The sequence below is a fragment of the uncultured Halorubrum sp. genome, from assembly GCF_937146585.1.
GTDB lineage: Archaea > Halobacteriota > Halobacteria > Halobacteriales > Haloferacaceae > Halorubrum > Halorubrum miltondacostae.
In genome coordinates this window covers 1-26,662 of record NZ_CAKZRO010000140.1, presented here as the reverse complement: position 1 = coordinate 26,662, position 26,662 = coordinate 1, and the positions used below count along the sequence as shown (strand labels likewise).

Genomic DNA, 26,662 nt, shown 5'->3' with positions numbered 1-26,662 from the left:
GGAGTCGGGGGCGCTCACGGGGGCGAACCCGCGCCGCGCAGCCGCCGCTCCGCCTCGGCGACGACGTCGGGCCGTCCCGCCAGGTCGACGGCGATCGTCTCGCCGGCGTACTCGACGTCCGTCACGACGCTCCGGTCGTACGCCCACGAGAGCGCGGCCTGCGCGTCGCCGCCGTTCGCGACCTCGACGGTCGCGGTCGCCGTCGGCAGCGCGCCCGCCACCGCGTCCGCGAGGTCGGCGAGCCCCGACTCGTCGCGGGCGCTCACCGGAATCGGTGACCGGAGCGCGTCGGCGACGGGCGTGTCCCGCGGGTCGAGGTCGTCGACGGCGGTCTCGTACGCCTCGACGGCGGCCGCGAGCCCGTCCGCGTCGACCTCGTCCGCCTTCGACAGGACGGGGATCACCGGCCCGTCGGTCGCCTCGATCGCCGACAGCGAGGCGCGGAGCTTCCGGCGGAGGTCGTCGGGATCGTCGCTCGCGTCGACGACGAGCAGCGCGCAGTCCGCGGCCCGGATCGCGCCGATCGTCGCGCGGAACGAGCGCACCGACTCGTGCGGCAGGCCGTCGAGGAACCCGACGGTGTCGGTGAGGAGGGTTCGGCGCCCGCCGACGGTCGCGCGGCGCGTCGTCGTCGAGAGCGTCTCGAACGGGCGGTCGGCGACCGCGAGCGGTCCGTCGTCGTCCGCCGGGTCTCTAGCGTCGGCGTCGCCGCGCGCCACAGAGCGAGTCGAAGCCTCCCCGTCGAAATCGGGGTCGTCGACCTCGTCGGCGAGCCGGCGGGCCAGCGTCGATTTCCCGGCGTTGGTGTAGCCAGCGAGCGCGACCAGGTCGAACCCGGCGTCGCGGCGCTCCGCGCGGCGCGCCGCCCGCTCGTCGGCGATCTCGTCGAGCGCGCGCTCGGCCGACTCGATCCGCTTCTCGACGTCGAGGACGCGGCTGTCGCCCTCCGGCTGGAGGCGCACGTCCTCGCTCGCGTCGCGGGCGACCGCCTCGCGGAGCCGCGGCAGCTCGTAGCGGAGCCGCGCCAGCTCCAGCTGTCGGTCGGCGGCCCGCGAGTCGGCGGCGTCGGCGAACAGCTCCAGGGCCAGCCGCGGGCGGTCGACGACCGCGGTCCCGGTCGGCAGCAGGTCGCCGAGGGAGAACGTCTGCCCCGGAGAGAGCCCGCCGTCGTAGACGACGGCCTCGGCGTCGGCGTCGGCCGCGAGGCGCATCAGCTCCTCGGCCTTCCCGCGCCCGAGGTCGTAGGTCGGGTCCTCGCGCCGCCGCTGGGTGACCTCGCCGACCACCGCGTAGCCGGCCGCGGCGGCCAGCTCGCGGATCTCCGCCGTGTCCGGCGGGCCGTCGTCGGACCGCGCCGCGACCACGGCCCTGGTCGCGTCGGCGTGCGGGGTCGCGGTCTCGCGTGCGTCTGGCCCGCTCGATGCGTCGCGTTCGTTCGTCGCGTCGTCGTCTCGTGACATTCGGTCGGGCGCTCGCGTCGGCCCGGGGAGGGGAGCGTCTCCGCTCCGCGTGCGGTCTCGGCGGCGCGTCCGATCGGTGGGTCCGATTCGAACCACGCCGCGACGGTACAGTCAGAGTCCGGCGACGAACGAACTGGTCTCCATACCTCCGACTCCGGCGGCTCACACATAAGCGTTCACCGGAAACGAGGTGTGGTACCGAACGGCAAGAATCGGCGAGATCGATCGGTCGGTCCGGCGCGTCAGGGCACGCGAACGTCGTGTTCCAGCGTGCCGACGCCCTCGATCTCGACCTCGACGGTGTCGCCGTCGGCGAGCGCGCCGACCCCCTCAGGCGTTCCCGTGGCGATGACGTCGCCGGGTTCGAGCGTGAGGTACGTCGTGATCTCCTCGATCAGCGTCGGCACGTCGAAGATCATGTGCTCGCGGTCGCTCGACTGCTTCGTCTCGCCGTTGACGCGGAGCTCGACGCCCGCGTCCGCCGGGACCTCGTCGGGCGTCGCGAGGACCGGACCCATGGGCGCCGCGCCGTCGAACGCCTTCCCGCGAACCCAGTTCTGCTCCCGATTCTGGTCGTCGCGGTTCGACACGTCGTTCAGACAGGTGAACCCGGCGACGACGTCCATCGCGTCCGCGGCGTCGACCGCCTTACACTGCTCGCCGATCACGACCGCGATCTCCGCCTCCCAGTCGATCCGGTCCTTCCCGGCCGGGACGGTCACGGTGTCGCCGTGGCCCGCCACCGCGTTCGGGGGCTTGAGGAAGAGCAGCGGCCGATCGGGGACGTCGTTGCCGAGCTCCGCGGCGTGGTCGGCGTAGTTGCGCCCGATACACACGATCTTCGAGGGCTCGGTCGGCGCGAGCACGTCGATCGCGGGGTCCGAGAGCGCGTACGCCTCGCCGCCGAAGGCGACCGTGTCGGTCGCCGGGTCGTACTCGCCCTCGCGGATCGATCCGGCCGGGTCGCGGAACCGTGCGCGGTACATACGGCAGCGAACGGCGGGCCGCCCGAAAAGCGTTCCCGGTGAGGCAATCGGCGACCGGGGCGGGGCCGCACCACGGCTCACTCGGTCGACTCGGTGACCCGCTCGTCGGTCGCGGGGTCGCCGGTCGCTCGGTCGTCGTCGGCCGCACGGTCGTCCGTCGCCGAGTCGCCCGCGACCCCGGTTCCGCCCGCCGCGAGGTCGTCGAGCGACGGCGTCTCGTCGCGGTCGCCGAACACCTCCGAGCGCGCGCAGTCGACGCAGTAGTGGTTGTGCCGGACCGAGTGCGTCCGGACCGGGACGCCGGCGACGACCGTCTCGTCGCGCCGCCGCCTGACGAGGCCGCGGTCGAACGACTCGCCGCAGACGACGCAGGGGTCCTCGACGGACTCCGGCGGCCGGACTATCCGGTGGTCGACCGTCTTCTGACGGCCGAACGCCGTGACCCCGTGCCGGCGGCCGAGCCGCCGCCGGACCGGCGGGGCGGTCCCCGCGCCGAGGAGGGCGAACGCGAGACCGATCAGCGCGGCGGGCGGAGAACCCGACTCGAGCGAGAGGAACGCGATCCACCCGCCGATCAGGAGCAGGAGCGCGGTCAGAGCGTACGCGGTGGCCGTCTCCGCCCAGCCGGACTCCTCGGCGCGCGACGGGGCGCGCACCGGCGTCTCGTCGCCGCGCACGATCCGCCGGCGCTCCGCCAGCTTGGAGTAGTGCCACCAGCCGTACAGCAGGTTCCCGATGCCGCTGGTGAAGATGAACAGGAGGATGTGGACGCCCGCGGAGCCGATCCCCCTGTCGACGAGCACCACCCGGTCGCCGTCGTCTCGCTCGACGTCCCACCCGGCGTCGAGGTGGTCCTGAACGCGGCGGCGGAACGCGCGGGGACTCTCCCGCGGTGTCGGCGATCGGGCGGGGGACCGGCCCGGCCCGCTCGACCGTCCGGCCGCGCCGGTCGACCGCGCGGCGTCGGCCGCGTCGCCGGCCGCCCGCGACGCGCCGCAGTTCGAGCAGAACCGGTCGTCGTCGTCGAAGCGCTCACCGCACTCGGCGCAGTAGCTCGGGTCGGCGGGGTCGCCGACGTCGGCACCGCAGGCGGGGCAGAAGCTCGCCCCGGCCGGCACGGCCTCGCCGCAGGCCGGACACGCGGCCGGGCCGCCGGGGTCGCTGGTCTCGGAGGGCATGCGTCCGGCGTTCGCGCCGGTCCGGGTTAATTGCTTTCGCCGCCGGGCCGCGGCTGCCGCGGCGTCGAGTTTTATTACGCCGCGCCGAGACGTACGGAACGGACTATGGAACTCACCTGGCACGGCCACTCCACGTGGCACGTCGTCGTCGACGACACGGAGCTGCTCGTCGACCCGTTCTTCGACAACCCGAAGACCGACGTCGACCCCGCGGACCTCGACCCCGACTACCTACTCCTGACCCACGGACACGGGGACCACATCGCCGACGCGGCCGAGTTCCCCGACGCGACGGTGGTCGCCACCCCGGAGCTGACCGCCTACGTTCAGGAGAACTTCGGCCTCGAGGACACCGTCCCGGCCGGCGGGATGAACATCGGCGGCACCGTCGAGTGCGGCGACGCGTGGGTGACGATGGTCCGCGCCGACCACTCGAACGGCATCGAGAACGACCCCGACTACGCCGGCGGCATGCCCACCGGATTCGTGATCGGCGACAAGAAGCCGACGCAGGAGGCCGACCCGGACTGCACCACCTTCTACCACGCCGGCGACACGGGCCTGATGTCCGAGATGGTCGACGTGATCGCGCCGTACCTCGAACCGGACGCCGCCGCTCTGCCCGCCGGCGACCACTTCACGATGGGGCCCGCGGGCGCGGGCATCGCCGCCGACTGGGTGGGGGCCGACGTGGTCTTCCCGATGCACTACGACACCTTCGGACCGATCGAGATGGAGACGCGCGAGTTCGTCAACGAGGTGAAGGCCGCCGGGGCCGCCGCCGAGCCGGTCGTCCTGGACGGCGACGAGACGTACGTCCTGGACTGACGGGCCGAGCGCTGGCGACCGGGCCGGTGATTCCCCCGATTTTTCGACGCCTCCCGACCGCCGAGCCGCCCGGCCGCGCCGCCGCGACCGACGGCAGGGGCGTCCCGTGCCGGCAGCCTTTAGCGGCGGGAGGACGAATCGGCACTCGACTATGGCAGACATCGAGACGTCCACGGTTTCCGAATCGGGATACGCCAGCACGAGCCAGGTCGGCGAGTTCGACCTCCAGATCGACGCGACCGACGAGACGGGCCCGAACCCGAACGCCACGCTCGTCGCCACGTACGCCTCCTGTTACCTGCCGGCGTTCCGCGTCGGCGGGAGCCAGCGTGGCGAGGAGGATCTCGGCCAGATCCAGATCGACGCCAGCGCCGAGTTGGACGACCACGACGACCTCGAGTCGATCGCCTTCGACGTCCACGTCGAGGCCGACCTCGACGACGAGGCCGCCGCCGACATCGCCGAGCGCGCCGAGGGGATCTGCCACGTCCACAGCGCGCTCCGCGAGGAACTGTACGCCGACGTCAGCGTCTACACCGGCGCGTTCTGAGCCGGGTCGACGCGGTCGAATTCTTTTTCGCGCGCCGAACGCTCAGTCCTGCGGCTCGGCGGTCTTCGCGGGCGACTCCGGCCGGTCGACGCCGGTGAACTCGAAGCGAGCGCCGCCGCGCTCGCCCTCGGTCACCGCGACCTCCCAGCCGTGCGCCTCGGCGATGCGCTGGACGATGGAGAGCCCGAACCCGGTGCCGGTCTCCGAGGTCGTGTAGCCGCTCTCGAACACCTCGTCGCGGTGGTCCGCGTCGATCCCGGGCCCGTCGTCCGCGACGTAGAACCCGTCCGAGAGGTCGCCGACGACGACGCGCTCGCCGCCGTGTTCGTCGGCGTTGCGGAACAGGTTCCCGAGCAGCTGGCCGACTCGCCCGGGGTCGGCGCAGATCTCGCCGTCGGCCTCGACCGCGACCGCGACGCGGGGCTCTCCCTCGGTGTCGTCGCCGCCGAAGGGGTCGTCGCCGTCGACCGACCCGAACGCGTCGTCGCTGTACCGGGCGGCCAGGTCGCCGAGGTGAACGGGCTCGAACGAGCCGACGGCCTCGCCCTGCTTGGCGAGCGTCAGCACGTCCTCGATCAGGCGCTCCATCTCGTCGAGCGCGCGCTCGCAGCGGTCGAAGTACGAGTCGTCTCCGGTCTCGCGGGCGAGCCGGAGGTAGCCCGAGAGGACGTTGAGCGGGTTCCGGAGGTCGTGCGAGACAATCGACGCGAACTCATCGAGCCGCTCGTTCTCGCGTTCGATCCGGCGCTCGTACGCCTTGCGCTCGGAGATGTCCCGGCTGCTCGCGAGGAATCGGTCTTCCCCCTGGACGTCGATCCGCCTGACGTGGACCTCGGCGGGGAACGAGCTGCCGTCCGCACGGGCGAACGTCGTTTCCAGCCGGACCGTCTCGTCCATCTCGAGGCCCTGCCAGAGCCGCTTCCCCTCGTCGGGGTCGAGGTCGGCGTCGACGTCCCAGACGTCCATGCCGACGACCTCGTCGCGGTCGTAGCCGAGCTCCTGGGTCATCGACCGGTTCGCGTCGACGATCTCGCCCCCCTCGTCGTGGATGTCGATCATGTCCGGGGAGCGCTCGAACAGCGCCTCCAGCCGGGCCGTGGTCCGTTCGAGCCGCCGCTGTCGGCGTCGCTCCTCGGTCACGTCTCGGGCGATACACAGCACACCGTCGAACTCCCCGTCGATGACGAGCCGGGTGAGGTCGTAGTCGACGATCATCTCGCCGGTGGGGAGCTCGATGTCCGTCGTCCCGGTTATCGAGTCGCGGTCGCCCTCGACGAGGGCCGCGAACGGGTCGCCGCCGGTCGTCTCGCGGAGCCGGTCGCCGAGGCGGCTCTCCTCTCCGACGAGCCGCTCGGGAGTGGTGTCGTACACTTCGGCGAGGCGGTCGTTGACGAGCGTGAACCGCCCGTCGGCGTCGTACACGCAGACGGAGTCGGGCAGCTCGTTGACGAGCCGCCGGTACCGCTCGAGGTCGCGCTCGCGCTCCTTCTCCTCGGTGACGTCGATGTGGATCCCGACCGCGCGGAGCGGGTCGCCGTCCTCGTCCCGCTCGACGACCCGGCCGCGGTCGCGGATCCACCGCCAGCCGCCGGACTTCGTCCGCATCCGGAAGTCGGACTGGTAGAGGTCGGTCTCGCCGGCGAAGTGGGCCTCGATGGCCCGCCACGCGTCGTCGAGGTCGTCCGGGTGGACCCGCTCCTCCCACGTCGACAGGTCGAAGGCGAGGTCGTCGGCGTCGTAACCGATCATCCCGGCCCACCGCTCGTCGAACCGCACCTCGCCCGTCTCGACGTTCCAGTCCCAGACGCCGACGTCGGCGCCCTCGACGGCCAGCTGGAGCCGCTCGGAGAGCTCGTGGAGCCGCCGCTCGCGCTGCTTCCGCTCCGTCACGTCGCGGAAGTACAGCGCCACGCCGTCGCGGGCGGGGTAGGCGTTCACGACGATGTCCGCGTCGAGGCGCTCGAGGTGCTGCTCGAAGCGGACCGGCTCGCCGGTCTCGACGGCCTCCCTGAGGGTCGCCTCGCCGTCGGTGTCGACCGTCCCGGGGAACAGGTCCCAGAGCCGCTCTCCAAGGAGTTCGGCCGTGTCGAGGTCGATCATCTCCGCAGCGCGGTCGTTGAGGTACGTCACCCGCCAGTCGCCGTCGACCTCGCAGAAGGCGTCGGACACCCGATCTAAGTGCTCGGCGACCCGACGCTCGCCCCGCGTCCGCGAGGCGTTCCGGTCGATGGCGGCCGTGAGCTGCGCGTACGGGTCGTCGCCCGCCCACTTGCGGACGTACTCGTCGACGCCCGCGGCGACCGCCTCGCTGGCGACCGCCTCTGACCCCTCGCCGGTGAACAGCACGAACGGGACGTCGCCGTGTCGATCGCGGACGGCTTCGAGCAGTTCGATCCCGTCGGTCTCCGGCATCTCGTAGTCCGAGACGACGCAGTCGAACGACTCCGCGGAGAGCTCGTCGAGCGCCGCCGCGGCGCTCTCGACCGCGCTCGCGTCGATCCGCTCGTCCCGGGACTCCAGCAGCGAGGCCGCGACCTCCGCGAAGCCCGGTTCGTCGTCGACGACGAGGACGCGGACCCCAGATCGCACCCCCGACTCCGCCGACCCGTCGCCTTCGATCCCTCCGTTCATCTGAGTACGTGTTTTCTATCCGACATGGTAACGGTTTCGTTCGGGGGTCACCGGACGACGGTCGAGACGGCGATTCCGGAGCCGACCGGGAGGATCGACGTCTCGACGGCGTCGTCGGAACGCACGGTGCCCACGTACTCGCCGATGCCCCGCGTCTCCGCGTCGACCGCGTCGTCCGGGAGCGGTTCGCCCGCCTCGAAGTGCGCGACGAGGGTCTCGAAGTCGATCGGGCCGCGAGCGATGTTGTCGGCGACGATCACGCCCCCGGACCGGACCTTCGGTAGGACGGTCCGGTAGGCGTCGGCGTAGCGTCCCTTCTGGTGGTCGATGAGGACCACGTCGAAGGGGCCGTCGTAGCGGTCGACCGTCTCCATCGCGTCGCCGACCTCGAAGGTGACGCTGTCGGCGTAGCCGTGGTCCGCGGCGAACGCGACGCCGCGCTCGGCCTCGTCGGCGTCGAACTCGGTACAGACGACGCGCTCCGCGCCGCCGCGGAGGAACCACGTCGCGGAGTAGCCGAAGCCGGAGCCGAACTCGAAGACGCGGTCCGCGTCCGTCAGCCGCGCGAGCAGCCGGAGGACCGCGCCCGCCTCGGGCCCGATGATCGGGAACCCCCACTCGTCGGCGAGGTCGGCCATCTCGGCTTGGACCGCCGTGTGCTCCGGTGCCGTCGCGGCCAGGAACCGACGCGCGGGGTCTGTGAGCACGTCCATACGGCCGTATCGAACGCGTGATACTTAAATCGGGTCGGCGGGCGCGACGGCGTCGCGCCGCCGGCCGCGCGGGCCGCGTCCGCCCGCTCCTGAAAACTGTTAAGTCCCGTTCGGGCGACCGATTCAATAATGTACGACCCTGACGAACTCGCCGAGATCCGGGAGGCCAAGGAGTCGTGGGAGGCGGGCACCTACGGCGAGACGGTCGACCGGTTCGGCGAGCGCGAAGAGACGTTCACCACCGACACCGGCGGGCAGGAGGTCGACCCGCTCTACACCCCCGCCGACGTCGAGGTGGACTACCGCGAGGACCTCGGTTACCCCGGCGAGGAGCCGTACACCCGCGGCGTCTACTCGACGATGCACCGCGGGCGGCTCTGGACGATGCGTCAGTACGCCGGGATGGGAACCGCCGCGGAGACGAACGAGCGCTTCCAGTACCTCATCGACGAGGGCTCGTCGGGCCTCTCGATGGCGTTCGACCTCCCGACCCAGATGGGGTACGACTCCGACGCCGCGATGGCGGAGGGCGAAGTCGGCCGGTCCGGCGTCGCCATCGACACGCTCGACGACTTCGAGACGGTGTTCGACGGCATCCCGCTCGACGAGGTGTCCACGTCGATGACGATCAACGCCCCCGCCGGGGTCCTGCTCGCGATGTACGTCGCGATGGGCGACGAGCAGGGCGTCCCGCGCGAGCAGCTCCGCGGGACGATCCAGAACGACATCATGAAGGAGTACATCGCGCGGAACCTCTACATCTACCCGCCGACGGAGTCGATGCGGCTCATCACGGACATCTTCGAGTTCTGCGCGGCCGAGACGCCGAACTTCAACACCATCTCCATCTCGGGGTACCACATCCGGGAGGCCGGCTCGACCGCGGCCCAGGAGATCGCTTTCACCCTCGGCGACGGCATCGAGTACGTCGAGGCCGCCCTCGACGCCGGGCTCGACGTCGACGAGTTCGCCCCGCAGCTCTCCTTCTTCTTCAACGCCCACAACAACATCTTCGAGGAGGCCGCGAAGTTCCGCGCCGCCCGCCGGATGTGGGCGCAGATCATGGACGAGCGGTTCGGCGCCGAGAGCCCCAAGTCGAAGCAGCTGAAGTTCCACACCCAGACCGGCGGCTCGACGCTCACCGCCCAGCAGATCGAGAACAACGTCGTCCGCGTCTCCTACCAGGCGCTCGCGGCCGTCCTCGGCGGCACGCAGAGCCTCCACACCAACGGGAAAGACGAGGCGCTCGCGCTGCCGACCGAGAAGTCCGTCCGGACCGCGCTGCGCACCCAGCAGATCCTCGCCCACGAGTCGGGCGCGGCCGACACGATCGACCCGCTCGCCGGCTCGTACTACGTCGAGGACCTCACCGACGGGATCGAGGAGGAGGCGTTCGAGATCTTGGAGGAGGTCGACCGCCGCGGCGGCATGCTGGAGGCCGTCGAGAGCGGCTGGGTCCAGCGACAGATCCAGGACGTCGCCTTCGAGCGCCAACAGGAGATCGAGGAGGGCGAGCGGATCATCGTCGGCGTCAACGAGTTCGAGGTCGACGAAGAACCGGAGATGGACCTCGAAGAGGTCGACCCCGACCAGGAGCAGAACCAGCGGGAGCGCCTGAAAGAGGTCAAAGCCGAGCGCGACGACGCCGCGGTCGACGAGGCGCTCGCCGGGCTGCGCGAGGCCGCGCAGGGGACGGAGAACGTGATGCCGCACGTCGTCGACGCCGTGAAGGCGTACGCGACCGTCCAGGAGATCTCGGACGTGCTCCGCGACGAGTTCGGCGAGTACAAGCCCGGGCGGTGAACCGAGTCGGGCCGGTTTCGCCCCGCGTCCGGTCCGAACCGGCTCAGTCCGCGCCGCGGACGACGTGGCCGTACTTCAACAGCGCGACGAACACCGCGCCGCCGAAGGCGTTCCCGACCGTCGCCAGCGCGAGGAACGCGACGTAGTCCATCGGAGAGATCGCCGAGGAGACGATCAGCCCGAACAGCACCTCGACGTTGCCCGCGATCGAGTGCGGGAGGTGGAGGAGGCCGATCGTCCCGGTGACGATCAACACGAGGAGGATCCGCGCGGTCGTGTCCTGCGCCGCCGCGACGAGCCACGCAAGCAGCCCCATGAGCCATCCGGCGAAGACGCCGCCGACGAACAGCCACGGGAGGTCGTGGTCGACCAGCTTCAGCGCGATGGTCTCGAACGAGGCCGGGTCGACGACGCCGAGCTCCGGCATCAGCAGCGTCACGAGCAGCGTGAACAGCAGCCCGCCGACGATGTTCCCGACGTACACCAGCCCCCAGAGCCGGCCGAGCTGACGGACCGACGCCTGTCGGTCGAGCACCGGGATCACGGCCAGCGTCGTGTGTTCGGTGAAGAGCTCCGAACGCCCCAGTATCACGAACATGAAGCCGACGGAATACACGGACGCCAACAGGAGCTCCGTCGTCAGATCGCCGAAAGTCCCCGGAGAGAGGGTCAACACGACGGCCATCATCAGCGGCCCGAACCCGATGTCGAGCCCGGCGGACAGCCCCGAGAGGAGGAGCCCGGACCGCTCGCGGTTCATCTCGTGGAGCCCGCTCTCGAGCAGCGACCCGAGGATGTTCCGCGAGGTCATCTGCTCGGTCGAGCCGTCTGTCTCTGAGTCGCTCACGGATGGGAGATAGCGAGGCGTACAGCCGGGACGTACCCAAAGCTTGGGATAGGGGCAGGGCGACCGGGAACCGCGCGGTCATTATAAGTCGACGCCGGCGGAACTGGACCGCATGCGCTTCGACCACGTCGGCGTCGCGACCCGCGACGCGACCGACCTAGCCGACCTGTTCGGCGGCCTGCTCGACGCCCCGGTCGCCCACGAGGAGACGTTCGACGACATGCGGATCGTTTTCCTCGAACTCGACGGCGGCGGGTACTTCGAGCTGCTCCAGCCGGACGGCGGGGGAACGATCGCGGAGTACCTCGACAGCGAGGGCCCGGGCACGCACCACGTCGCGCTCGCGGTCGACGACCTCCCGGCGACGCTCGACCACGCGCTGGACCTCGGCATCGACCTCGTCGACGAGGAGCCGCGCCCCGGGGCGTGGGGTCACGAGGTCGCGTTCTGTCACCCGCGGTCCACCGGCGGCGTGCTCGTCGAGTTCGTCGAGCACTGATAAACGCCGGACTTTCGTGAGTGCGTCGCTAACGGCGGAACAGTGACTACACACTCCCGGGGCGTCTCGTCGGTGGTCTCGACGATTCTCCTCGTCGCGGTCGTCGTGATCCTCTCCGCGACACTCTCGGTCTTCGCGCTCGGCGTCGCGGACGACCTCCGGAACCCCGGCCCGTACGTCTCGCAGTCCAGCGGAGAGTTCGCGGTCCAGGACGGCTACGACGGCGGGATAGTCCGTATCACCCACGTCGCCGGCGACCCCGTCCCGGTCGAGGAGATGGAGATCGCCATCGACGCGACGGACGCCTGCGGCGGGCGAGAGCGACTGATCGACCTCCCCGAGGGAGGGAGCAGTTCGGGGAGCTTCGCCGACTCGAACGTCGCGTCCGGCTCGATCGACGAGAGCATCGTCTCCGGCGGTAACCGGGTCGACCTCGGCGTCTTGGACTCGCGGACGACGAACCGCCTCGCCGCCGGCTCGTTCCTTCAGTTCCGTCTCACTAACGAGAGCTGTTCGCTGAGCGAGGGCGACCGACTCGTTGTCAGGGTCGTCCACGTCCCGTCGGGCTCGGTCACGATCCGACAGGAACTGGCGGTCTGACCCCTACTCGCCGTCGGCGTCCTCGACCGCCGGGTCGTGCGTCTCGTACCAGCCGAGGATCTTCTCTAACCGGTGAATCGCGCGGTCGGGGTCGCCGATGTTGTGGTGCTCGTCCGGATAGACGACCAGTTCGGCGTCGACGCCCTGCTTGCGGGCGGCGACGTACAGCTGCTCCGACTGCGAGGGCGGACACCGCCAGTCCTCGCCGCCGGCCATCACGAGCAGCGGCGTCTCGATGTCCCCGGCGTCGAGGATCGCCGACGACGCGTCGAACGCCTCCGGGTTCTCCCACGGGAGGCCGAACTCCGCCTCCATCCAGATGTGCGTGTCGTCCGTGCCGAACGCCGACCGGATGTCGTAGATGCCGTGTTCCGGCGCCGCGGCGGTGAACAGTTCCGGCTCCTGCGTGACGAGGAAGCCCTGCGCGATGCCGCCGTACGAGAAGCCGTGGCCGAACACGCGGTCCGGGTCGACCCAGCCGCGGTCCGCGAGCGACTCGACGCCCGCGGCGATGTCGTCGACCTCTGCGGTCCCCCACTTGCCGGTCAGTTCCGCGGTGAACTCCCGACCGCGGGAGGTGCCCCCGCGGTAGTTCGGCCGGAAGACGAGGTAGCCCCGGCTCGTCAGGGCGGCGTGCCCGAAGCTGAAGACGGGTTCGTCGTACGACATCGGACCGCCGTGGATCGCCACCACGAGCGGATGGTCGCCGTCCTCCGGGTCGACGTCGGGGTCGTGGTAGAGCACGCCGTCGAGCGTCCAGCCGGCCGACTCCCACTCGACGCGGCGGGCCTCCGGCATCGCGAACTCGTCGACGAGCGACTCGTTGACGCTGGTGAGTCGCCGGAACGACTCCGGCTCGGTCGCCGCGTCGAGGTCGGCGACGTCGACTCGGTACAGGTCGGTTCCGGTCTCCGGCTCCGAGAGGACCGTCACCGCGGTCGCGCCGTCGTCGTCGACGTCGAAGCCGGCCATCGCGCGGTCGCGGCCCTGCGCCTCGAAGATCCGCTCGACGTCGCCGTCGGGGTCGACGCGGACCAGCCGCGTGCGGCTCTCGTCGGCGATCCGGGTGTAGATCGACCCGTCGACCCAATCGACCCCGCTGCCGCGGGCGATCGTCCGGTCGAGGGCCGCCGTGAGCGAGCTCGGGTCGTCGCGGTCGTCGGCGCCCCCGCTCGCGGCGTCGATGAGGAAGACCTCCGACGGCGCGGGCGGGTCGTCCGGGTCGCTCCCGACCGTGGCGATCGCCTCGCCGTCCGGGCGCCAGGCGGCCGCACCGTGACTGAGGTCACCGCCCGTGAGCCGCTCCGCGTCGCCGCCTTCGGCCGACACCGCGTAGAGGTCGCGGACGGTGGTGTCGTCGGGGCGGTCGAGCCGGCAGGAGGTGAACGCGATCCGGTCGTCGGGCCCCCACGTCGGCTGCATCCCGGAGATGTCCTCGAACGCGCCGCCGCCGTACGCGTCGTCGAGGCGGCGGGGATCGCTCTCGGGGTCCTCGAGGTCGACGACGAACAGGTACCGCGTCACGTCGTCGGTCCAGCCCGCGCCGTTCACCTTGTGCTGGAGGCGAGTGGTCTCGATGGGGCCGCCCTCCTCGCGGACCTGGTCGAGGTACTCGGACTCCTCGTCGGTCGGGTCGCGCGACTCGATCACCAGTCGGTCGCCGTCCGGCGACCAGTCGAACCCGGCGACGCCCTCGTCGCGCTCGGTGACCTGCCGCGCGTCGCCGCCGAGCGCGAGGTCGAACACCCACACCTGCGGCTTGGGTTCCCCGTCCCCGCCGAGGGGGTCCTCGCCGTCACCGTCGGTCGGTTCGTCGTCCTCGTCGCCCTCGCTCGCTTCGTCCTCCGCGTCGTCAACGCCCTCGTCGTCGCGGTCCCGCCAGCCGACCCGGTTCTCGGCGTCGCGGTCCCGGGCGGCCACGAAGGCGAGACGGTCGCCGTCCGGTCCCCACGTCGGCGCGGACGCGCCCGACGCGCTGGTCAGTCGGTGCGGTTCGCGGGAGCCGTCCGCCGGAGCGACGAACAGCGAGGAGACCGCCTCGTCGGCGGCCTGGTCGTACTCGGTCGCGGCGAAGGCCACGCGGTCGCCGGTCGGGGAAACGGCCACCTCGCCGATCTGGGTCAGGTCGTAGTACGCGTCGAGCGGCAGTTCCGACATGGACCGATCCACCGGCGGGCGGAGGAAATACGTTCGGGACGCGGAACCCCACGGCGCGTGGCCCGTCGGGTCGCGCGCAACTGGCGACGTGCGACCCCCCGGGTCGCGCGCAACTGGCGACGTGCGACCCCCCGGGTCGCGAGCGGGACCGGCGACGGACGACCGACTTAACCTCGCCGCGGTCCAATCGGCGGCCGTGTTCCGCGACCTCTCGCGCCCGATCGAGACGGGGATGCCGACCTACCCGGGCGACCCCGACGTGACGCTCGCGCCCGACGCGACCCACGAGACCGACGGCTACGCGACGGGCGAGCTCCGAAGCGGGACCCACGCGGGGACCCACGTTGACGCGCCGCGGCACGCGCTCCCGGACGGAGAGACGATCGACGAGCAGCCGGTCGAGCGGTTCGCGTTCGACGCTCGCCTCGTCGACTGCCGACCGCTCGAGCCGCGGGAAGCGATCGAACCCGAGGCGCTGCCGGCCCCCGACGCCCTCGAAGGAGACGCCGACCTCCTCGTCCTCCGGACCGGCTGGGCGTCTCACTGGGGGACCGAGCGGTACCGGGACCACCCGTACCTGACTCCGGCGGCCGCGGAGCGGTGTCGCGGGCTGGGCGTCGGCGTCGGGCTCGACGCGTTCGGGCCGGATCCGACGCCACCGGCGCCGACCGCGGAACCCGAGTCCGCTCGCGACGGAGAGCCCCAAGGAACCCCCGCCCACGACGTTCTCTTGGGCGACTCGCTGCCGATCGTCGAGAACCTCCGCGGCCTCGGCGACCTTCCGACGCGCTTCCGGCTGTACGCCTTCCCGCTCCGGCTCCGCGACGGGGACGGGTCGCCGGTGCGGGCGGTCGCGGAGTGGGAGAAGTAAGACGGACGCGGACCGCCGCGCGCGCCGGCCCTCGGGCGCCCCAGACCAAACCCGTTTTAAGCGTCGGCGACGAACCGCGCCATAAGGTCGATATCCATGGAAATGCCACGCCGCTTCAACACGTACTGCCCACACTGTGACTCCCATCACGAGCACGAGGTGGAGAAGGTTCGATCGGGTCGCGCGACCGGAATGAAGCGCGACGCGCGGCAGCGGCGCCGCGCGCTCGCGACCATCGGCAACGCCGGCGGGTACTCGAAGGTGCCCGGTGGCGACAAGCCGACCAAGAAGACCCACCTGAAGTACCGCTGCGGCGACTGCGGGAAGGCCCACATGCGCGAGGGATGGCGCGCCGGCCGTCTCACGTTCCAGGAGTAATCATGGCGGGAGACTTCCACCGCGTCGCCTGCGGCGACTGCGAGAACGAACAGGTCGTCTTCGGCAAGGCTTCCTCGACGGTGTCGTGCGCGGTCTGCGGCACGACGCTCGCGACCCCGACCGGGGGAGAGGCCGAGCTCCACGGCGAGATCGTCGAAACCGTTGAGGCGCGGTAACAGCCTCACCGCTCCGTCATGAAGTACAGCGGCTGGCCCGAACCCGGCGAGTTGGTGGTCGGCGACGTCGACGAGATCGCCGACTTCGGCGTGTTCGTCGATCTGGACGAGTACGAGGACAAGCGCGGCCTCTGTCACATCAGCGAGGTCGCCTCCGGCTGGATCAAGAACGTCCGCGACCACGTCCGCGAGGGACAGACGGTCGTCGCGAAGGTGCTGGAGGTCGATAAGTCGTCGAACCAGATCGACCTGTCGATCAAAGACGTCAACGAGCACCAGCGCAAGGAGACGATCCAGGACTGGAAGAACGCGCAGAAGGCCGACAACTGGATGCTCATCGCGCTCGGCGAGGACGTCGACGACGACCGCTACACCTCGGTTGCCAACGCCCTCCTCGCGGAGTACGAGAGCCTCTACGACGCCTTCGAGGCCGCCGCCATCAGCGGCGACGAGGCCCTCGAGGACGTCGACGTCGACGCCGACACCGTCGACGCGGTCGTCACGGCCGCCCGCGACAACGTCTCCGTCCCGTACGTCGACGTGACCGGCTACGTCGACCTCGAGTCGGCGGCCCCGGACGGCGTCGACGACGTGCGCGACGCGCTCGCCGCCGCCGGGGGGAACGGCGAGGTCCCGGACGGCGTCGAGCTCGACGTCGGCTACGTGGGCTCGCCCGAGTACCGCATCAAGGTCCGCGCCCCGGACTACAAGACGGCGGAGTCGCAGCTGGAGTCCGCCGCCGAGCGCGCCCGCGAGTCGATCGAGGCCGCCGGCGGCGCCGGCGAGTTCCACCGCGAGCGGCGCGAAGACGACGAGTAACCGCGGCCGACTCGACCGCACACGACCCCTTTTCAACCGTGAAATCAGACATCCGCGTCTGCGCGAACTGGGAGGCCGCCCACGACCGGCCGGTGTACGCGCTCGGCGACCGCTGCCCCGAGTGCGACGGGCCGACCGAGAACAGCGCGCCGGCCCCGTTCGGCCCGGAGGACCCGTACGGCGAGTATCGCCGGCGGGCGCGGCGACGGTCGGAGTAGCCGCACGCGCGGCCGCGCCGGCGATCCGACGCGGGAATAGCCACGCTCTTGTGACCGCCGACCCGACGGTCGGGGTATGGAGGACATCGAGATCGACGAGGTGGCGACGCCGGCGCTGGAGGACCCGGTGTTGATCGAGGGGCTGCCGGGCGTCGGCCACGTGGGGAAGCTCGCGGCCGAACACCTGTTGGAGGAGTTCGACGGCGAGCTGGTCCGCCGCGTGTACGCGACGGAGTTCCCGCCGCAGGTGAACGTCGACGACGAGGGGGTCGCTGAGCTCACCTGCGCCGAGTTCCACGCGGTCGAGACCGACGGGGCGGACCTGCTCGTGTTGACCGGCGACCACCAGGCTGGGTCGAACGAGGGTCACTACCGGCTCACGTCGACGTTCCTCGACGTCGCCGAGGAGTTCGGCGCCCAGCGGGCGTTCGCGCTCGGCGGCGTCCCCACCGGCGAACTCGTCGAGGAGTACACCGTCCTCGGCGCGGTCTCCGACGGCGACCTCACCGCCGACCTCGAGGACGCGGGCGTGGAGTTCCGCGCGGACGAGCCGGCCGGCGGCATCGTCGGCGTCTCCGGGTTGGTGCTCGGGCTCGGCGGCCGCCGCGGGTTCGACGCCGCCTGCCTCATGGGGGAGACGAGCGGCTACCTCGTCGACCCGAAGAGCGCGCGCGCCGTGCTGGAGACGCTGGAGACCGTCCTCGGAATGTCCGTCGACTACGAGAGCCTGGAGGACCGCGCCGAGGAGATGGAGGAGGTCGTCGGCAAGATCCGCGAGATGCAGGAGGGCCCCGCCGTGCCGGACGACGACCTGCGGTACATCGGCTGAGCGCGCACGGACCGTCGACGCCGTACCGCGATTCGTTCCTTCTCACTTACGCGCCGCGCGCCTGTCGACCGACCGGGACCCCGGCTTTCGGCAGAGATAAACCGTATCCCCGATCATCGTTCGTGTATGACAGACGTACGCGTCGCCGGGGTCGGGCTCACTCCCTTCGGCAGCCACCCGGAGCGGACCGGCCGCGACCTGTTCGCGGAGGCCGCGCTCCGGGCGTTCGAGGACGCCGCCGTGGACCGGGCCGACGTCGAGGAACTGAACTACGGGAACTTCATGGGCGCGCTCGCCGAGCACCAGGGCCACCAGGCGCCGCTGATGGCCGAGGCCGCCGGCGTCCGCTGTCCGGCGACGCGCTACGAGTCGGCGTGCGCGTCGGCCGGGGTCGCGGTCCGCGAGGCGGTGCGGACGGTGGCGGCGGGCGACGCCGACGTGGTCCTCGCGGGCGGCATGGAGCGCATGACGAACCTCCCGACCGACGAGGTGACGGAGGGGCTCGCCATCGCCGCAGACGACCTCTTCGAGGCCCGGGCGGGGGTCACGTTCCCGGGGGCCTACGCGCTCATGGCGACCGCCTACTTCGACGCGTACGGCGGGACGCGGGCCGACCTCGCGCACGTCGCGTCGAAGAACCACGCCAACGCCGTCCCGAACGAGTACGCCCAGTACCGGAAGGAGGTGTCCGTCGACGAGGCGCTCGACGCGCCGCCGGTCGCGGAGCCGCTCCACCTCTACGACGCCTGCCCGATAACCGACGGCGCGAGCGCGCTCGTGTTAGTCTCCGAGGAGTACGCGGCCGAGCACGACCTCGACGCCCCGGTCGCGGTGACCGGGACCGGGCAGGGGACCGACCGGATGGCGCTGGGCGACCGCGAGCACCTCGCGCGGACGCCCGCCGCGGACGCCGCCGCCGACGCGGCCTACGCCGACGCGGGGGTGGAGCCGGGCGACGTCGACGTCGCGGAGGTCCACGACTGCTTCACCATCGCCGAGGTGCTGGCGCTCGAGTCGCTGGGGCTGTTCGAGCCCGGCGAGGGGATCGCCGCGGCCCGCGAGGGGGTCACGACCGCCGACGGCGACCTCCCCGTGAACCTCTCCGGCGGCCTGAAGGCGAAGGGCCACCCCGTCGGCGCGACCGGGGGGTCTCAGATCGCGGAGCTGACGCGCCTGCTCCGGGGCGACCACCCCAACAGCGGCCACGTCTCTGACGCCGAGGTCGGCGTCACCCACAACGCGGGCGGCACCGTCGCCAGCGCCGTCGTCCACGTGCTGGAGGTGGCGGAATGAGCGACGACGGCGCGGACGCCGCGCCGCCGCCGGACCGCGCCCACGCCGAGTGGCTCGACGCGCTGGCCGCCGGCGAGGGGTTCGCGCTCGTCTGTCCGCGCGGCCACGGCTCGCTCCCGCCGCGGCGCGTCTGCCCCGAGTGCGGGTCGTCAGACCTCTCGCGGGAAGCGCTCGACGAGACGGGGACCGTCGAGACGTACAGCGTGGTCCACGTCCCGTCGCCGCGGTTCGCCGACGACGCGCCGTACGTGTCCGCGGTGGTCGACTTCGGCCCCACGCGGCTGACGGGGGTCCTCCGCGGCGGCGACGAGACGGACGGACCGCCGGCCGTCGACACCGGAGACGCGGTCGCGGCCGACGTCGGCGAGCGCGCCACCGACGGCGAGCGGCTCGTCGTCTTCCGACCCGCGGGCGGCGACTGACGGGCCCGGACGAGCGGGTCCGGCGTCCGGTGACGGCAATCGGCGCGTCGGAACGGCCGACGAACGCCGCAACCATTATAGTCAGTTCGTTGGTATTCGGCACGTATGTCCGACCGCATCCCGGTCCTGCTCGTCGACGACGATCCGGACCTCCGCGCGGTCACCGCCTCGTACCTGGAGCGCGAGGCCGACCGGATCGCGGTCGAGACGGCGGCCGAGCCCGCGGGCGGCCTCGACGTCCTCGCCGAGCGCGACGTCGAGTGCGTCGTCTCCGACTACGAGATGCCCGAACGCGACGGGCTCGAGTTCCTCGACGAGGTCCGCGAGCGACACCCCGACCTCCCCTTCATCCTCTTCACCGGCCGGGGGAGCGAGGAGGTCGCGAGCGAGGCGATCTCCGCCGGCGTCACCGACTACCTCCAGAAGCGCGGCGGCACGGAGCGGTACGAGCGGCTGGCGAACCGGATCGTCGAGGCCGTCGAGAAGCGGCGGGCCGAGCTGGAGGCCGAGCAGGCGGTCGAGCAGTTCCGCGCGGTCGCGAACGGCGCCTCCGACGCGATCCTGTCGGTCGACACCGACGGCGAGATCCGGTTCGCGAACCCGGCGGTCGAGTCGGTGTTCGGGTACGATCCCGCCGAGCTCGAAGGCGAGCCACTGACGAGGCTGATCCCCGAGCGGCGGCGGACGGAGCACGACGAGGCGGTCGAGCGCTACCTCGCCACCGGCGAACGCGGCATCGACTGGTCCGACGTTCGGTTCAACGCGCTCCACCGCGAGGGCCACGAGGTCCCCGTCTCGGTGTCGTACGGCGAGTTCGTCGCCGACGGGGAGCGTCAGTTCGTCGGCGTGGTCCGCGACGACAGCGAGCGCGACCGCCACCGGGCGTTCATCGAACACGCCAGCGACGTGGTCGCGGTGCTGTCTCGGGACTGGCGGCTCCGGTATCTGAGCCCCTCCTGCGAGCGCGTGACCGGCTACACCCCGTCGGACCTGCTCGGCGACCGGGCGCTGGACTACGTCCACCCGGAGGACCGAGCGGCGGTCGAGGCGGCGTTCAGCGACGTCGACGAGGCCGACGGGCCGCCGTCCGTCGAGTACCGGTTCCGGACGGCCGACGGCGATTACCGGTGGCTCGAGTCCGTTGGCAGCGACGAGCTGGAGACGGACGGCGTCGAGGGGTACGTCGTCACCACGCGCGACGTCTCCGAGCGGAAGGAGCGCGAGCGGACGCTCTCGCACCTCCGGAACTGGACCCGGGAGCTCAACTACACCCGCACCACCGAGGAGGCGGCCGACCTCGCGGTGAAGGCGGTCGACGACCTCGTCGACGCCGGACTGAGCGGGATCCACCTGCTGTCGGCGGACGGCGAGAGCCTCCGGCCGGCCGCGCTCGGCGACTCCGTGCCGACGATGTTCGAGGAGCAGCCGTCGTACGACCGCGACGCGCCGCCCGGCTCCCGCGCGGCGCTGGCGTGGGACGCCTTCCGGACCGAGGAGTCGGTCGTCATCGACGAGCTCTCGTCGTCCGGCCGGCTCGACGAGTCCTCGCCCGCGGAGAGCCTGGTGTTGCGCCCGATCGGCGACCACGGGCTGTTCGTCGTCTCCTCCCCGAACCCGCACGAGTTCACCGACACCGACGTCCTCGTGGCGGAGATCCTCTCCGGGCACCTCGAGGCGGCGCTCGACCGGATCGAGCGGGAGAGTCGCGTCGAGCGGCTCCACGGCGCGACGCGGACTCTCGTCCGCGCGGAGTCGCGGGAGGAGATCGCCGAGCGGGCGGTCGAGGCCGCGACCGACGTCTTGGAGTTCTCGATCGTCACCGTCCGGCTCCACGACGAGGAGGCCGGCGGGCTGGTGCCGGTCGCGGTCTCCGACTCCGCGGCCGAGATACTGCCGGAGCGCCCGACGTTCACGCCGGACGGCGGGAGCCTCAACTGGGCGGCGTTCGAGTCGGGCGAGCCGCGGAAGTTCGACGACATCCGGACGACGGACGCGTTCGACGCCGACACGGCGCTGCGGAGCCTGCTCGTCGTCCCCATCGGCGAGTACGGGACGATCTCGATCGGCGAGACGGAGCCGGGGGTGTTCGGCGGCGGCGACGAGTACCTCGCCGGCATCCTCGCGACCGCGGCCGAGACGGCGTTCCAGACCGAGGCGCGCACGCGCCGGCTCGCCGAGCGGACCGCCGAGTTGGAGCGGCAGAACGACCGGCTAGAGGAGTTCGCCGGCGTGGTGTCACACGACCTCCGGAACCCCCTCGAGGTCGCCCGGGGGCGGACCGAGCTCGCTCTCGAGGAGTGCGACAGCGATCACCTGCCCGCGGTCGAGCGGGCCCACGACCGGATGGCGGCACTGATAGACGACCTGCTCACGCTCGCCCGCGAGGGCGACCCCGTGACCGACGCCGAGCCGGTCGACCTGGGGCAGGTCGTCGGCTCCTGTTGGCGGACCGTCGACACCCGGGACGCGACGCTCCGCGCCGAGGCCGAGGGGATGATCGTCGCGGACGAGGGGCGGCTCAGGCAGCTGTTGGAGAACCTGATCCGGAACGCCGTCGAACACGCCGGCGACGACGTGACGGTCACGGTCGGGAGCCTGCCGGACGGCTTCTACGTGGCCGACGACGGGTCGGGGATCGACCCGGACCGCCGCGAGGACGCGTTCGACGCCGGCTACTCGACCACGCAGTCGGGCACCGGGTTCGGGCTGCGGATCGTCGAGCAGGTGGCCGACGCCCACGGGTGGTCGGTGCGCGCGGTCGAGAGCGACGCCGGCGGCGCTCGCTTCGAGGTCACGGGCGTCGAGTCGACGGACTGATCGGGTCGAGCGCGAGCGAGAAGGCGGCCGCAGTCGGTATCTCGTCCGGACCGGTCGATCAGTTCCGCGTGACCAGTTCGACTTCGTGACCGTCTTGATCCTTCGTGAACGCGTAGTTGTGGTCGCAGGACTCGGGGTCGCGGTAGTCGGGCGCCTCGCGGGTCAGCAGGTCGTCCCAGGCGTCGTCGAGGTCGTCGACGCGCACCGCGACGTGGCCCCAGCCGTCGCCCATCGTGTACTCGCGGCCGTCGTAGTTGTAGGTGAGCTCGAGCTTCATCGCCTCCTCCGGCGCGTCCTCGGGGGCCACGAAGTAGTTCGAGAAGGTGTCGGCTTCCCAGCGGCCGCTCGGCTGCTCCGTGTACTCGAACTTCCGGGTCCAGTAGCCGAGCGCCTCGTCGGCGTCCTCGACGCGGATCATCGTGTGGTCGATGCTCCACTTCGCGCCCTGGTCGCGCTTGACGATCTCGATCTCGTGGCCGTCGGGGTCCTTCACGAACGCGTAGCGGTTCCCGCACGACTCGGGGTCGCGGTAGTCGTCGACGCCCTCAGCCATCAGCTGGTCGTACGACTCCTGGAGCGCGTCCTCGGGGACGCGGACCGCGATGTGGCCCCACGCGTCGCCGAGCTCGTAGCTCCGGCCGTCGTGGTTGTACGTGAGCTCGAGGAGCGCGCCGTCCTCGTGAACGTCCTCGGGGCCGAGGAACACGTTGGTGAACGTGTCGGCCTCCCAGCGGCCCTTCTCCTCGTAGTTCAGGTGCGTCTGGTACCAGTCGAGGCTCTCTTCGAGGTCCTCGACGCGGATCATCACGTGATCGAAAGTTCCGTCCATACGCGAGGGATCGGCCGCTCGGGTCAAAAGCGTACTGAACCCCGAAGCCGTCTCTCGCCGGCGGACCGTGCGGAATGATACCACGATCGCTCGCGTTTTATTAACACCGTACGGCGTGGATAGATACGGATCGATCCCCCATGACGGACGTCCGTCGCCGGCCGGCGGCGGACGACACTATGGCAAACGGACCGATCAGGCCGTCGACGTCGGACGGCACGGCAGAGCAGTCTCGTTCACACGCAACCACCGCCGCCGCGGGGACCCGCAGACGGGTCGGCGCGTTCGCGACGGCGGCCCCGTTCACCGCGGTCGTCGCGGCCGTCGAGGTCGCCATCGCGACGGCCGCGCTCGGCGTCCCGCTGTCGACCGCGCCGGTCGCGGTCGGACTCGTCGCGTTCTCGGTGTACGCCGCGGACCACGTCGCGGACGCCGAGGGCGACGTCGGGTCGACCCCGGCTCGGGCGCAGTTCGCGTTACGCTACGGCGATCAGCTCATGGTCGCCGCCGCCCTGAGCTACGGCCTCGCGGTCGCGCTCGCGGTCGGCGCGGGTCCCGCGGCGCTCGCGCTCGTCCTCGTCCCGGGCGCGGTGTGGGTCGGCTACGCGACCGACTGGCTGCCGACCGTCGGCGGCCTCGTCGCGCCGCTCGGCGACCGCGTCCCGCGGCTCGGAGGGGTCTCGGTCCCGCGGCTGAAGGACGTGTTCCTCCTCAACTCCGCGGCGGTCGCGCTCGCGTGGGCGGTCGCGGTGGTCGCCGCGCCGCTGGCGTTCGCCCGCGTCCCCGTCGAACCGGCGCACGCGCCGACCGTCGCGCTGCTGTTCGCGTACGTCGCGGCCCGCTCGTTCGTCGACGTCGAGGTGCCGAACGTCAGAGACGTCGCGGCCGACGCCGCGCAGGGCGTGTCGACGCTTCCGGTCGTGTACGGGGTCGCCGAGACGCGTCGGATCCTGTTCGCAGTCGACGGGGTCGCCGCGGGACTCCTCGTCGCCCTCGTCGCGACCGACGCCGCGTCGGGGAGCGTCGTCGCCGCGCTCGCCGCCGGTCTCGGCGTCTCCGTGGCCGTCACCGCGCTCGCGGACCGACTCGACGGCTCGACGCTCGGCGTCGCGCCCGACTGTAGCTACCTCGTCGCCGGCGCGGTGCTCCTCGCGCTGGGTCCCTGAGACGGCGGCGAATCCGGATCAGCGCCGCTCAGCGGTCGGTTTTTTAGATGAGATAATTCGACCAGATGAGTTATAAATCAAATGCGCGTAAAAAATCACAATGGCCGCGCTGAGTCCGCTGTCCGTCGCCCTCCTCGTCGCGGTGAGCGTCGGGTTGGCGGCGGCGATACTCGCGTGGCGCGAGCGTCCGGAACCGGGCGCGACGTGGCTCGCCGTGCTGCTGGTCGGGCAAGTGTGGTGGGCGACGTTCCTCGTCTTCGAACTCGAGGCGGCGACGCTGCCGGCGAAGGCGCTGTGGTACGACGTCCAGTGGGTCGGGGTCGTCGCCGTCCCGGTCGGCTGGCTCTTCTTCGCGCTGGCGTACACCGGCTACGACCGCTACGTGACCCCCTTCACCGTCGCCGCGGTCTCCATCGTCCCCGCGGCCACCGTCGCGGTCGCCGCCGCCGGCGACCCGGGGAACCTCCTCGCGACCGAACGGGTCGTGCGGGAGACCGCCGTCGGGACGTTCCTCGAAGTCGTCCCCGGCCCGCTGTACTACATCATCGCCGGCTACACCTACCTCCTCGGCGCGGTCGGGTCGGTCCCGTTGCTCCAGCTGATCCGCGACGACGCGCGGCCGTTCCGGGGGCAGAGCGCGGCTCTGCTCGTCGGGACCGCGGCCCCGTGGGCCGGCAGCGTCGCCTACATTACCGGCGCGATCCCGATCGCCGGGCTCGACCCCACGCCGCTGGTGTTCGTGGTCTCCGGGGTGGCGTACCTCCTCGCGCTCTCGCGGTTCCGCCTGCTCACGCTCGCGCCGGCGCCGCGGCGGCGCGCCCGCCAGCTCGTCTTCGAGCAGCTCCACGACCCGGTCTTCGTCGTCGGGACGGAGGGGCTCCTCGTCGACCTGAACGAGAGCGCGGCCGAGGCGTTCGGCATCGACCGCCGCGAGGCCATCGGGAAACCCGCGTCGTCGACCGTCCCGCGGTACGACGCGGTCAGGGACCTCGCCGACGGCGACGACAAGCCCCGGGCGATCCCGATCGTCGGCCGCGACGGGCGACGGCCGTACGAGGCGACGGTGCGGGACGTGGTCGACGACCACGACCGCACCAGCGCCAGCGTCATCACCTTCCACGACGTCGGCGCGTACCTCGGCCAACAGCAGCGGCTCAGCGTGCTCAACCGCGTGTTCCGTCACGACGTCCGGACGGAGACGAACCTCATCCAGGGGTACGCCGAACAGCTGTGCGCGGAGTCGAGCGACGAGCGCGCCGTGTCGGTGATCGAAGAGAGCGCGGGGCGGATACTCGAGCTCAGCGAGCGCACCCGGACCGCCGGGGAGCTGTTCGATCCGACGCAGGAGTACGCGTCGTCGCCGCTGCCGGACGTCGTCGACGAGGCCGTCGCCGACGCCCGCGAGATCGACTCCGGGGCCCGGGTCGAGGTCGGCCGGGTGCCGGAGGTCACGGTCTCCGTCGTGTTGCGCGTCGTGCTGGAGAACCTCTGCTCGAACGCGATCCGCCACAACGACCGGGCGTCGCCGTGGGTAGAGATCGACGCGACCGTCGCGGACGCCTGGGTCGACGTCACCGTGGCGGACGACGGTCCCGGGATCGACCCGGCCGAGTACGACGTGCTGGACCGCGGCGCGGAGACGCCGCTGCGCCACGGCAGCGGGATCGGCCTCTGGATCGTCAAGTGGGGCGTCGACCACCTCGGCGGGCGGATCAGCTTCGAGGAGCGCGAGCCTCGCGGGACGCTCGTTACGGTCTCCGTGCCGGTCGAGCGGTCGGGAGTGCCCGGCACCGACCGCTGAACGGTCCTCGACCGGACCGCCGCCAACCGACGGAGGGGCGGGGACTCCGGGTCGACAGGCACTTGCCGTCGGCCGTCGACGCCGAAGTATGGACGCCTCGGCCACGACGTATCTCCCGTTCGCGCTGCTCGCCATGGGCGCGTACGCGCTCGTCTCTCCGCTGATGCGCGTCGCCACGACCGGACCGAACGCGATCCCGAGCGACGTCGCCGTCGTCGTCTCGAACACGCTGCTCGTCGCCATGGCGATCGGCGTGATCGCGTACACCGGACAGGGGTTCACCGCGCACCTCGGGTCGCCGAAGCTCGCGTACGTGCTCGCCGCGGGGGTGTTCCTCGGGATCGGGATCCTCGCGCTGTACCGCTCGCTGTCGCTCGGCCCGGTGAGCGTCGTGACGCCCATCTTCGCGATGTTCCTCGTCTTCTCCTCGGTGATCGGCTTCCTGTTCCTCGGCGAGTCGTTCACCGCCCGCAAGGGGGTCGGCATCCTCTTCGCCGCCGCGGCCGTCTACCTGGTCTCCGGGGCCTGATCCGCCCGGCCGCGCCCCGCCGATCCGGAACCGACTGCCGCGTGACGAAACGCCTTTAGCCGCCAGCAGAAAAGGAGCGCATCTGCCGTGTCTCGCCTGCCGAACCCCTTCCGTGCGCTGATCTTGTACATCGGCTTCGCCCTCGCGCGCGCCGGGCTGATCGACCGGCACCGTGTGATCAGGACCACCGACCTCGCGTGGCCGCGGATCGTCACCGGCATCGCCCGGATGTCGAAGAACGCGGTCGACGTCGCGATGGTCG

The 26,662-nt window shown here is 71.6% G+C and carries 25 protein-coding genes and 1 pseudogene; 18 read left to right on the top strand and 8 right to left on the bottom strand.

The window, feature by feature from the left end; translation table 11 throughout:
- Nucleotides 1-14: 14 nt before the first annotated feature.
- The 3 genes from Q0116_RS11265 to Q0116_RS11255 form a co-directional block, all read right to left on the bottom strand.
- On the bottom strand, nucleotides 15-1,460 hold the full coding sequence (locus tag Q0116_RS11265) for a GTPase (RefSeq protein WP_297888207.1): 1,446 nt from the start codon (nucleotides 1,458-1,460) through the stop codon (nucleotides 15-17).
- A gap of 242 nt (nucleotides 1,461-1,702) precedes the next feature.
- Nucleotides 1,703-2,446: a fumarylacetoacetate hydrolase family protein gene (locus tag Q0116_RS11260; protein WP_297888203.1), complete on the bottom strand. Its 744-nt coding sequence runs from the start codon at nucleotides 2,444-2,446 to the stop codon at nucleotides 1,703-1,705.
- A gap of 77 nt (nucleotides 2,447-2,523) precedes the next feature.
- On the bottom strand, nucleotides 2,524-3,624 hold the full coding sequence (locus Q0116_RS11255) for a zinc ribbon domain-containing protein (RefSeq protein WP_297888200.1): 1,101 nt from the start codon (nucleotides 3,622-3,624) through the stop codon (nucleotides 2,524-2,526).
- A 105-nt stretch (nucleotides 3,625-3,729) separates the two neighbouring features.
- On the opposite strand from Q0116_RS11255, the gene Q0116_RS11250 reads away from it, so the two are divergent.
- Nucleotides 3,730-4,452 carry a metal-dependent hydrolase gene (locus Q0116_RS11250; protein WP_297888197.1) on the top strand — a complete coding sequence of 241 codons (723 nt, stop codon included), beginning with the start codon at nucleotides 3,730-3,732 and terminating at the stop codon, nucleotides 4,450-4,452.
- A gap of 151 nt (nucleotides 4,453-4,603) precedes the next feature.
- Nucleotides 4,604-5,002 carry an OsmC family protein gene (locus Q0116_RS11245; protein WP_297888195.1) on the top strand — a complete coding sequence of 133 codons (399 nt, stop codon included), beginning with the start codon at nucleotides 4,604-4,606 and terminating at the stop codon, nucleotides 5,000-5,002.
- A gap of 42 nt (nucleotides 5,003-5,044) precedes the next feature.
- Here the strand turns inward: Q0116_RS11245 and Q0116_RS11240 are convergent, their stop codons facing one another.
- Complete coding sequence (locus Q0116_RS11240; RefSeq protein WP_297888192.1) at nucleotides 5,045-7,633, bottom strand: PAS domain S-box protein; 2,589 nt, start codon at nucleotides 7,631-7,633, stop codon at nucleotides 5,045-5,047.
- Between the two features lie 47 nt (nucleotides 7,634-7,680).
- Nucleotides 7,681-8,346: an O-methyltransferase gene (locus tag Q0116_RS11235; protein ID WP_297888189.1), complete on the bottom strand. Its 666-nt coding sequence runs from the start codon at nucleotides 8,344-8,346 to the stop codon at nucleotides 7,681-7,683.
- A 129-nt stretch (nucleotides 8,347-8,475) separates the two neighbouring features.
- On the opposite strand from Q0116_RS11235, the gene Q0116_RS11230 reads away from it, so the two are divergent.
- The gene (locus Q0116_RS11230; RefSeq protein WP_297888186.1) at nucleotides 8,476-10,149 is read left to right on the top strand and encodes a methylmalonyl-CoA mutase; all 1,674 of its coding nucleotides are present in this window, start codon (nucleotides 8,476-8,478) and stop codon (nucleotides 10,147-10,149) included.
- 43 nt (nucleotides 10,150-10,192) lie between these two features.
- Here Q0116_RS11230 and Q0116_RS11225 read toward each other — a convergent pair whose 3' ends face one another.
- A complete protein-coding gene (locus Q0116_RS11225; protein ID WP_297888184.1) occupies nucleotides 10,193-10,996 on the bottom strand; it encodes a formate/nitrite transporter family protein in 804 nt (267 codons plus the stop codon).
- A 112-nt stretch (nucleotides 10,997-11,108) separates the two neighbouring features.
- Between Q0116_RS11225 and mce the strand changes: the two genes are divergently transcribed.
- Both mce and Q0116_RS11215 read left to right on the top strand, forming a co-directional pair.
- Entirely contained in the window at nucleotides 11,109-11,495 is a 387-nt protein-coding gene (gene mce / locus Q0116_RS11220; RefSeq protein WP_297888182.1) for a methylmalonyl-CoA epimerase, read from the top strand.
- A 42-nt stretch (nucleotides 11,496-11,537) separates the two neighbouring features.
- A complete protein-coding gene (locus Q0116_RS11215; RefSeq protein WP_297888179.1) occupies nucleotides 11,538-12,095 on the top strand; it encodes a type IV pilin in 558 nt (185 codons plus the stop codon).
- Nucleotides 12,096-12,098: 3 nt separating this feature from the next.
- On the opposite strand, the gene Q0116_RS11210 is transcribed toward Q0116_RS11215, so the two are convergent.
- On the bottom strand, nucleotides 12,099-14,252 hold the full coding sequence (locus Q0116_RS11210) for a S9 family peptidase (protein ID WP_297888176.1): 2,154 nt from the start codon (nucleotides 14,250-14,252) through the stop codon (nucleotides 12,099-12,101).
- A gap of 196 nt (nucleotides 14,253-14,448) precedes the next feature.
- Here Q0116_RS11210 and Q0116_RS11205 point away from each other — a divergent pair, with 196 nt between their 5' ends.
- The 9 genes from Q0116_RS11205 (at nucleotide 14,449) to Q0116_RS11165 (ending at nucleotide 22,075) form a co-directional block, all read left to right on the top strand.
- Nucleotides 14,449-15,123 (top strand): cyclase family protein, encoded by a 675-nt coding sequence (locus Q0116_RS11205; protein WP_297888173.1) that lies wholly within the window; start codon nucleotides 14,449-14,451, stop codon nucleotides 15,121-15,123.
- Nucleotides 15,124-15,219: 96 nt separating this feature from the next.
- Nucleotides 15,220-15,501 (top strand): 50S ribosomal protein L44e, encoded by a 282-nt coding sequence (locus Q0116_RS11200; protein ID WP_004595867.1) that lies wholly within the window; start codon nucleotides 15,220-15,222, stop codon nucleotides 15,499-15,501.
- Nucleotides 15,502-15,503: 2 nt separating this feature from the next.
- Complete coding sequence (locus tag Q0116_RS11195; RefSeq protein ID WP_004595868.1) at nucleotides 15,504-15,677, top strand: 30S ribosomal protein S27e; 174 nt, start codon at nucleotides 15,504-15,506, stop codon at nucleotides 15,675-15,677.
- Between the two features lie 18 nt (nucleotides 15,678-15,695).
- A complete protein-coding gene (locus Q0116_RS11190; RefSeq protein WP_297888151.1) occupies nucleotides 15,696-16,496 on the top strand; it encodes a translation initiation factor IF-2 subunit alpha in 801 nt (266 codons plus the stop codon).
- A 38-nt stretch (nucleotides 16,497-16,534) separates the two neighbouring features.
- The gene (locus Q0116_RS11185; protein ID WP_297888148.1) at nucleotides 16,535-16,714 is read left to right on the top strand and encodes an RNA-protein complex protein Nop10; all 180 of its coding nucleotides are present in this window, start codon (nucleotides 16,535-16,537) and stop codon (nucleotides 16,712-16,714) included.
- 76 nt (nucleotides 16,715-16,790) lie between these two features.
- Nucleotides 16,791-17,543, top strand: coding sequence for a proteasome assembly chaperone family protein (locus tag Q0116_RS11180; protein ID WP_297888146.1), 753 nt, complete (start codon nucleotides 16,791-16,793; stop codon nucleotides 17,541-17,543).
- A 126-nt stretch (nucleotides 17,544-17,669) separates the two neighbouring features.
- Nucleotides 17,670-18,836, top strand: a complete 1,167-nt coding sequence (locus tag Q0116_RS11175) for a thiolase domain-containing protein (RefSeq protein WP_297888144.1) — start codon at nucleotides 17,670-17,672, stop codon at nucleotides 18,834-18,836.
- Nucleotides 18,833-19,258, top strand: coding sequence for a Zn-ribbon domain-containing OB-fold protein (locus tag Q0116_RS11170; protein ID WP_297888142.1), 426 nt, complete (start codon nucleotides 18,833-18,835; stop codon nucleotides 19,256-19,258). Before Q0116_RS11175 ends, Q0116_RS11170 begins: the two co-directional genes overlap by 4 nt.
- A gap of 105 nt (nucleotides 19,259-19,363) precedes the next feature.
- Nucleotides 19,364-22,075, top strand: a complete 2,712-nt coding sequence (locus Q0116_RS11165) for a PAS domain S-box protein (RefSeq protein WP_297888140.1) — start codon at nucleotides 19,364-19,366, stop codon at nucleotides 22,073-22,075.
- A gap of 58 nt (nucleotides 22,076-22,133) precedes the next feature.
- Here the strand turns inward: Q0116_RS11165 and Q0116_RS11160 are convergent, their stop codons facing one another.
- Complete coding sequence (locus Q0116_RS11160) at nucleotides 22,134-22,904, bottom strand: VOC family protein (RefSeq protein WP_297888137.1); 771 nt, start codon at nucleotides 22,902-22,904, stop codon at nucleotides 22,134-22,136.
- Nucleotides 22,905-23,083: 179 nt separating this feature from the next.
- Between Q0116_RS11160 and Q0116_RS11155 the strand changes: the two genes are divergently transcribed.
- The 4 genes and pseudogenes from Q0116_RS11155 to Q0116_RS11140 all read left to right on the top strand — a co-directional run.
- Nucleotides 23,084-24,070: a UbiA family prenyltransferase gene (locus Q0116_RS11155; RefSeq protein ID WP_297888135.1), complete on the top strand. Its 987-nt coding sequence runs from the start codon at nucleotides 23,084-23,086 to the stop codon at nucleotides 24,068-24,070.
- A gap of 100 nt (nucleotides 24,071-24,170) precedes the next feature.
- On the top strand, nucleotides 24,171-25,871 hold the full coding sequence (locus Q0116_RS11150) for a histidine kinase N-terminal 7TM domain-containing protein (protein ID WP_297888133.1): 1,701 nt from the start codon (nucleotides 24,171-24,173) through the stop codon (nucleotides 25,869-25,871).
- An 88-nt stretch (nucleotides 25,872-25,959) separates the two neighbouring features.
- Complete coding sequence (locus Q0116_RS11145; protein WP_297888132.1) at nucleotides 25,960-26,400, top strand: EamA family transporter; 441 nt, start codon at nucleotides 25,960-25,962, stop codon at nucleotides 26,398-26,400.
- Nucleotides 26,401-26,487: 87 nt separating this feature from the next.
- A pseudogene (locus Q0116_RS11140) lies at nucleotides 26,488-26,662 on the top strand (MATE family efflux transporter); the annotation flags it as partial.

Excerpts from the sequence above, each read along its gene's own strand:
- Q0116_RS11265 (WP_297888207.1), bottom strand. The coding sequence starts at position 1,460 with ATGTCACGAGACGACGACGCGACGAACGAACGCGACGCATCGAGCGGG.
- Q0116_RS11260 (WP_297888203.1), bottom strand. The coding sequence starts at position 2,446 with ATGTACCGCGCACGGTTCCGCGACCCGGCCGGATCGATCCGCGAGGGC.
- Q0116_RS11255 (WP_297888200.1), bottom strand. The coding sequence starts at position 3,624 with ATGCCCTCCGAGACCAGCGACCCCGGCGGCCCGGCCGCGTGTCCGGCC.
- Q0116_RS11250 (WP_297888197.1), top strand. The coding sequence starts at position 3,730 with ATGGAACTCACCTGGCACGGCCACTCCACGTGGCACGTCGTCGTCGAC.
- Q0116_RS11245 (WP_297888195.1), top strand. The coding sequence starts at position 4,604 with ATGGCAGACATCGAGACGTCCACGGTTTCCGAATCGGGATACGCCAGC.
- Q0116_RS11240 (WP_297888192.1), bottom strand. The coding sequence starts at position 7,633 with ATGAACGGAGGGATCGAAGGCGACGGGTCGGCGGAGTCGGGGGTGCGA.
- Q0116_RS11235 (WP_297888189.1), bottom strand. The coding sequence starts at position 8,346 with ATGGACGTGCTCACAGACCCCGCGCGTCGGTTCCTGGCCGCGACGGCA.
- Q0116_RS11230 (WP_297888186.1), top strand. The coding sequence starts at position 8,476 with ATGTACGACCCTGACGAACTCGCCGAGATCCGGGAGGCCAAGGAGTCG.
- mce (WP_297888182.1), top strand. The coding sequence starts at position 11,109 with ATGCGCTTCGACCACGTCGGCGTCGCGACCCGCGACGCGACCGACCTA.
- Q0116_RS11210 (WP_297888176.1), bottom strand. The coding sequence starts at position 14,252 with ATGTCGGAACTGCCGCTCGACGCGTACTACGACCTGACCCAGATCGGC.
- Q0116_RS11200 (WP_004595867.1), top strand. The coding sequence starts at position 15,220 with ATGGAAATGCCACGCCGCTTCAACACGTACTGCCCACACTGTGACTCC.
- Q0116_RS11195 (WP_004595868.1), top strand. The coding sequence starts at position 15,504 with ATGGCGGGAGACTTCCACCGCGTCGCCTGCGGCGACTGCGAGAACGAA.
- Q0116_RS11190 (WP_297888151.1), top strand. The coding sequence starts at position 15,696 with ATGAAGTACAGCGGCTGGCCCGAACCCGGCGAGTTGGTGGTCGGCGAC.
- Q0116_RS11180 (WP_297888146.1), top strand. The coding sequence starts at position 16,791 with ATGGAGGACATCGAGATCGACGAGGTGGCGACGCCGGCGCTGGAGGAC.
- Q0116_RS11175 (WP_297888144.1), top strand. The coding sequence starts at position 17,670 with ATGACAGACGTACGCGTCGCCGGGGTCGGGCTCACTCCCTTCGGCAGC.
- Q0116_RS11170 (WP_297888142.1), top strand. The coding sequence starts at position 18,833 with ATGAGCGACGACGGCGCGGACGCCGCGCCGCCGCCGGACCGCGCCCAC.
- Q0116_RS11165 (WP_297888140.1), top strand. The coding sequence starts at position 19,364 with ATGTCCGACCGCATCCCGGTCCTGCTCGTCGACGACGATCCGGACCTC.
- Q0116_RS11160 (WP_297888137.1), bottom strand. The coding sequence starts at position 22,904 with ATGGACGGAACTTTCGATCACGTGATGATCCGCGTCGAGGACCTCGAA.
- Q0116_RS11155 (WP_297888135.1), top strand. The coding sequence starts at position 23,084 with ATGGCAAACGGACCGATCAGGCCGTCGACGTCGGACGGCACGGCAGAG.
- Q0116_RS11150 (WP_297888133.1), top strand. The coding sequence starts at position 24,171 with ATGGCCGCGCTGAGTCCGCTGTCCGTCGCCCTCCTCGTCGCGGTGAGC.
- Q0116_RS11145 (WP_297888132.1), top strand. The coding sequence starts at position 25,960 with ATGGACGCCTCGGCCACGACGTATCTCCCGTTCGCGCTGCTCGCCATG.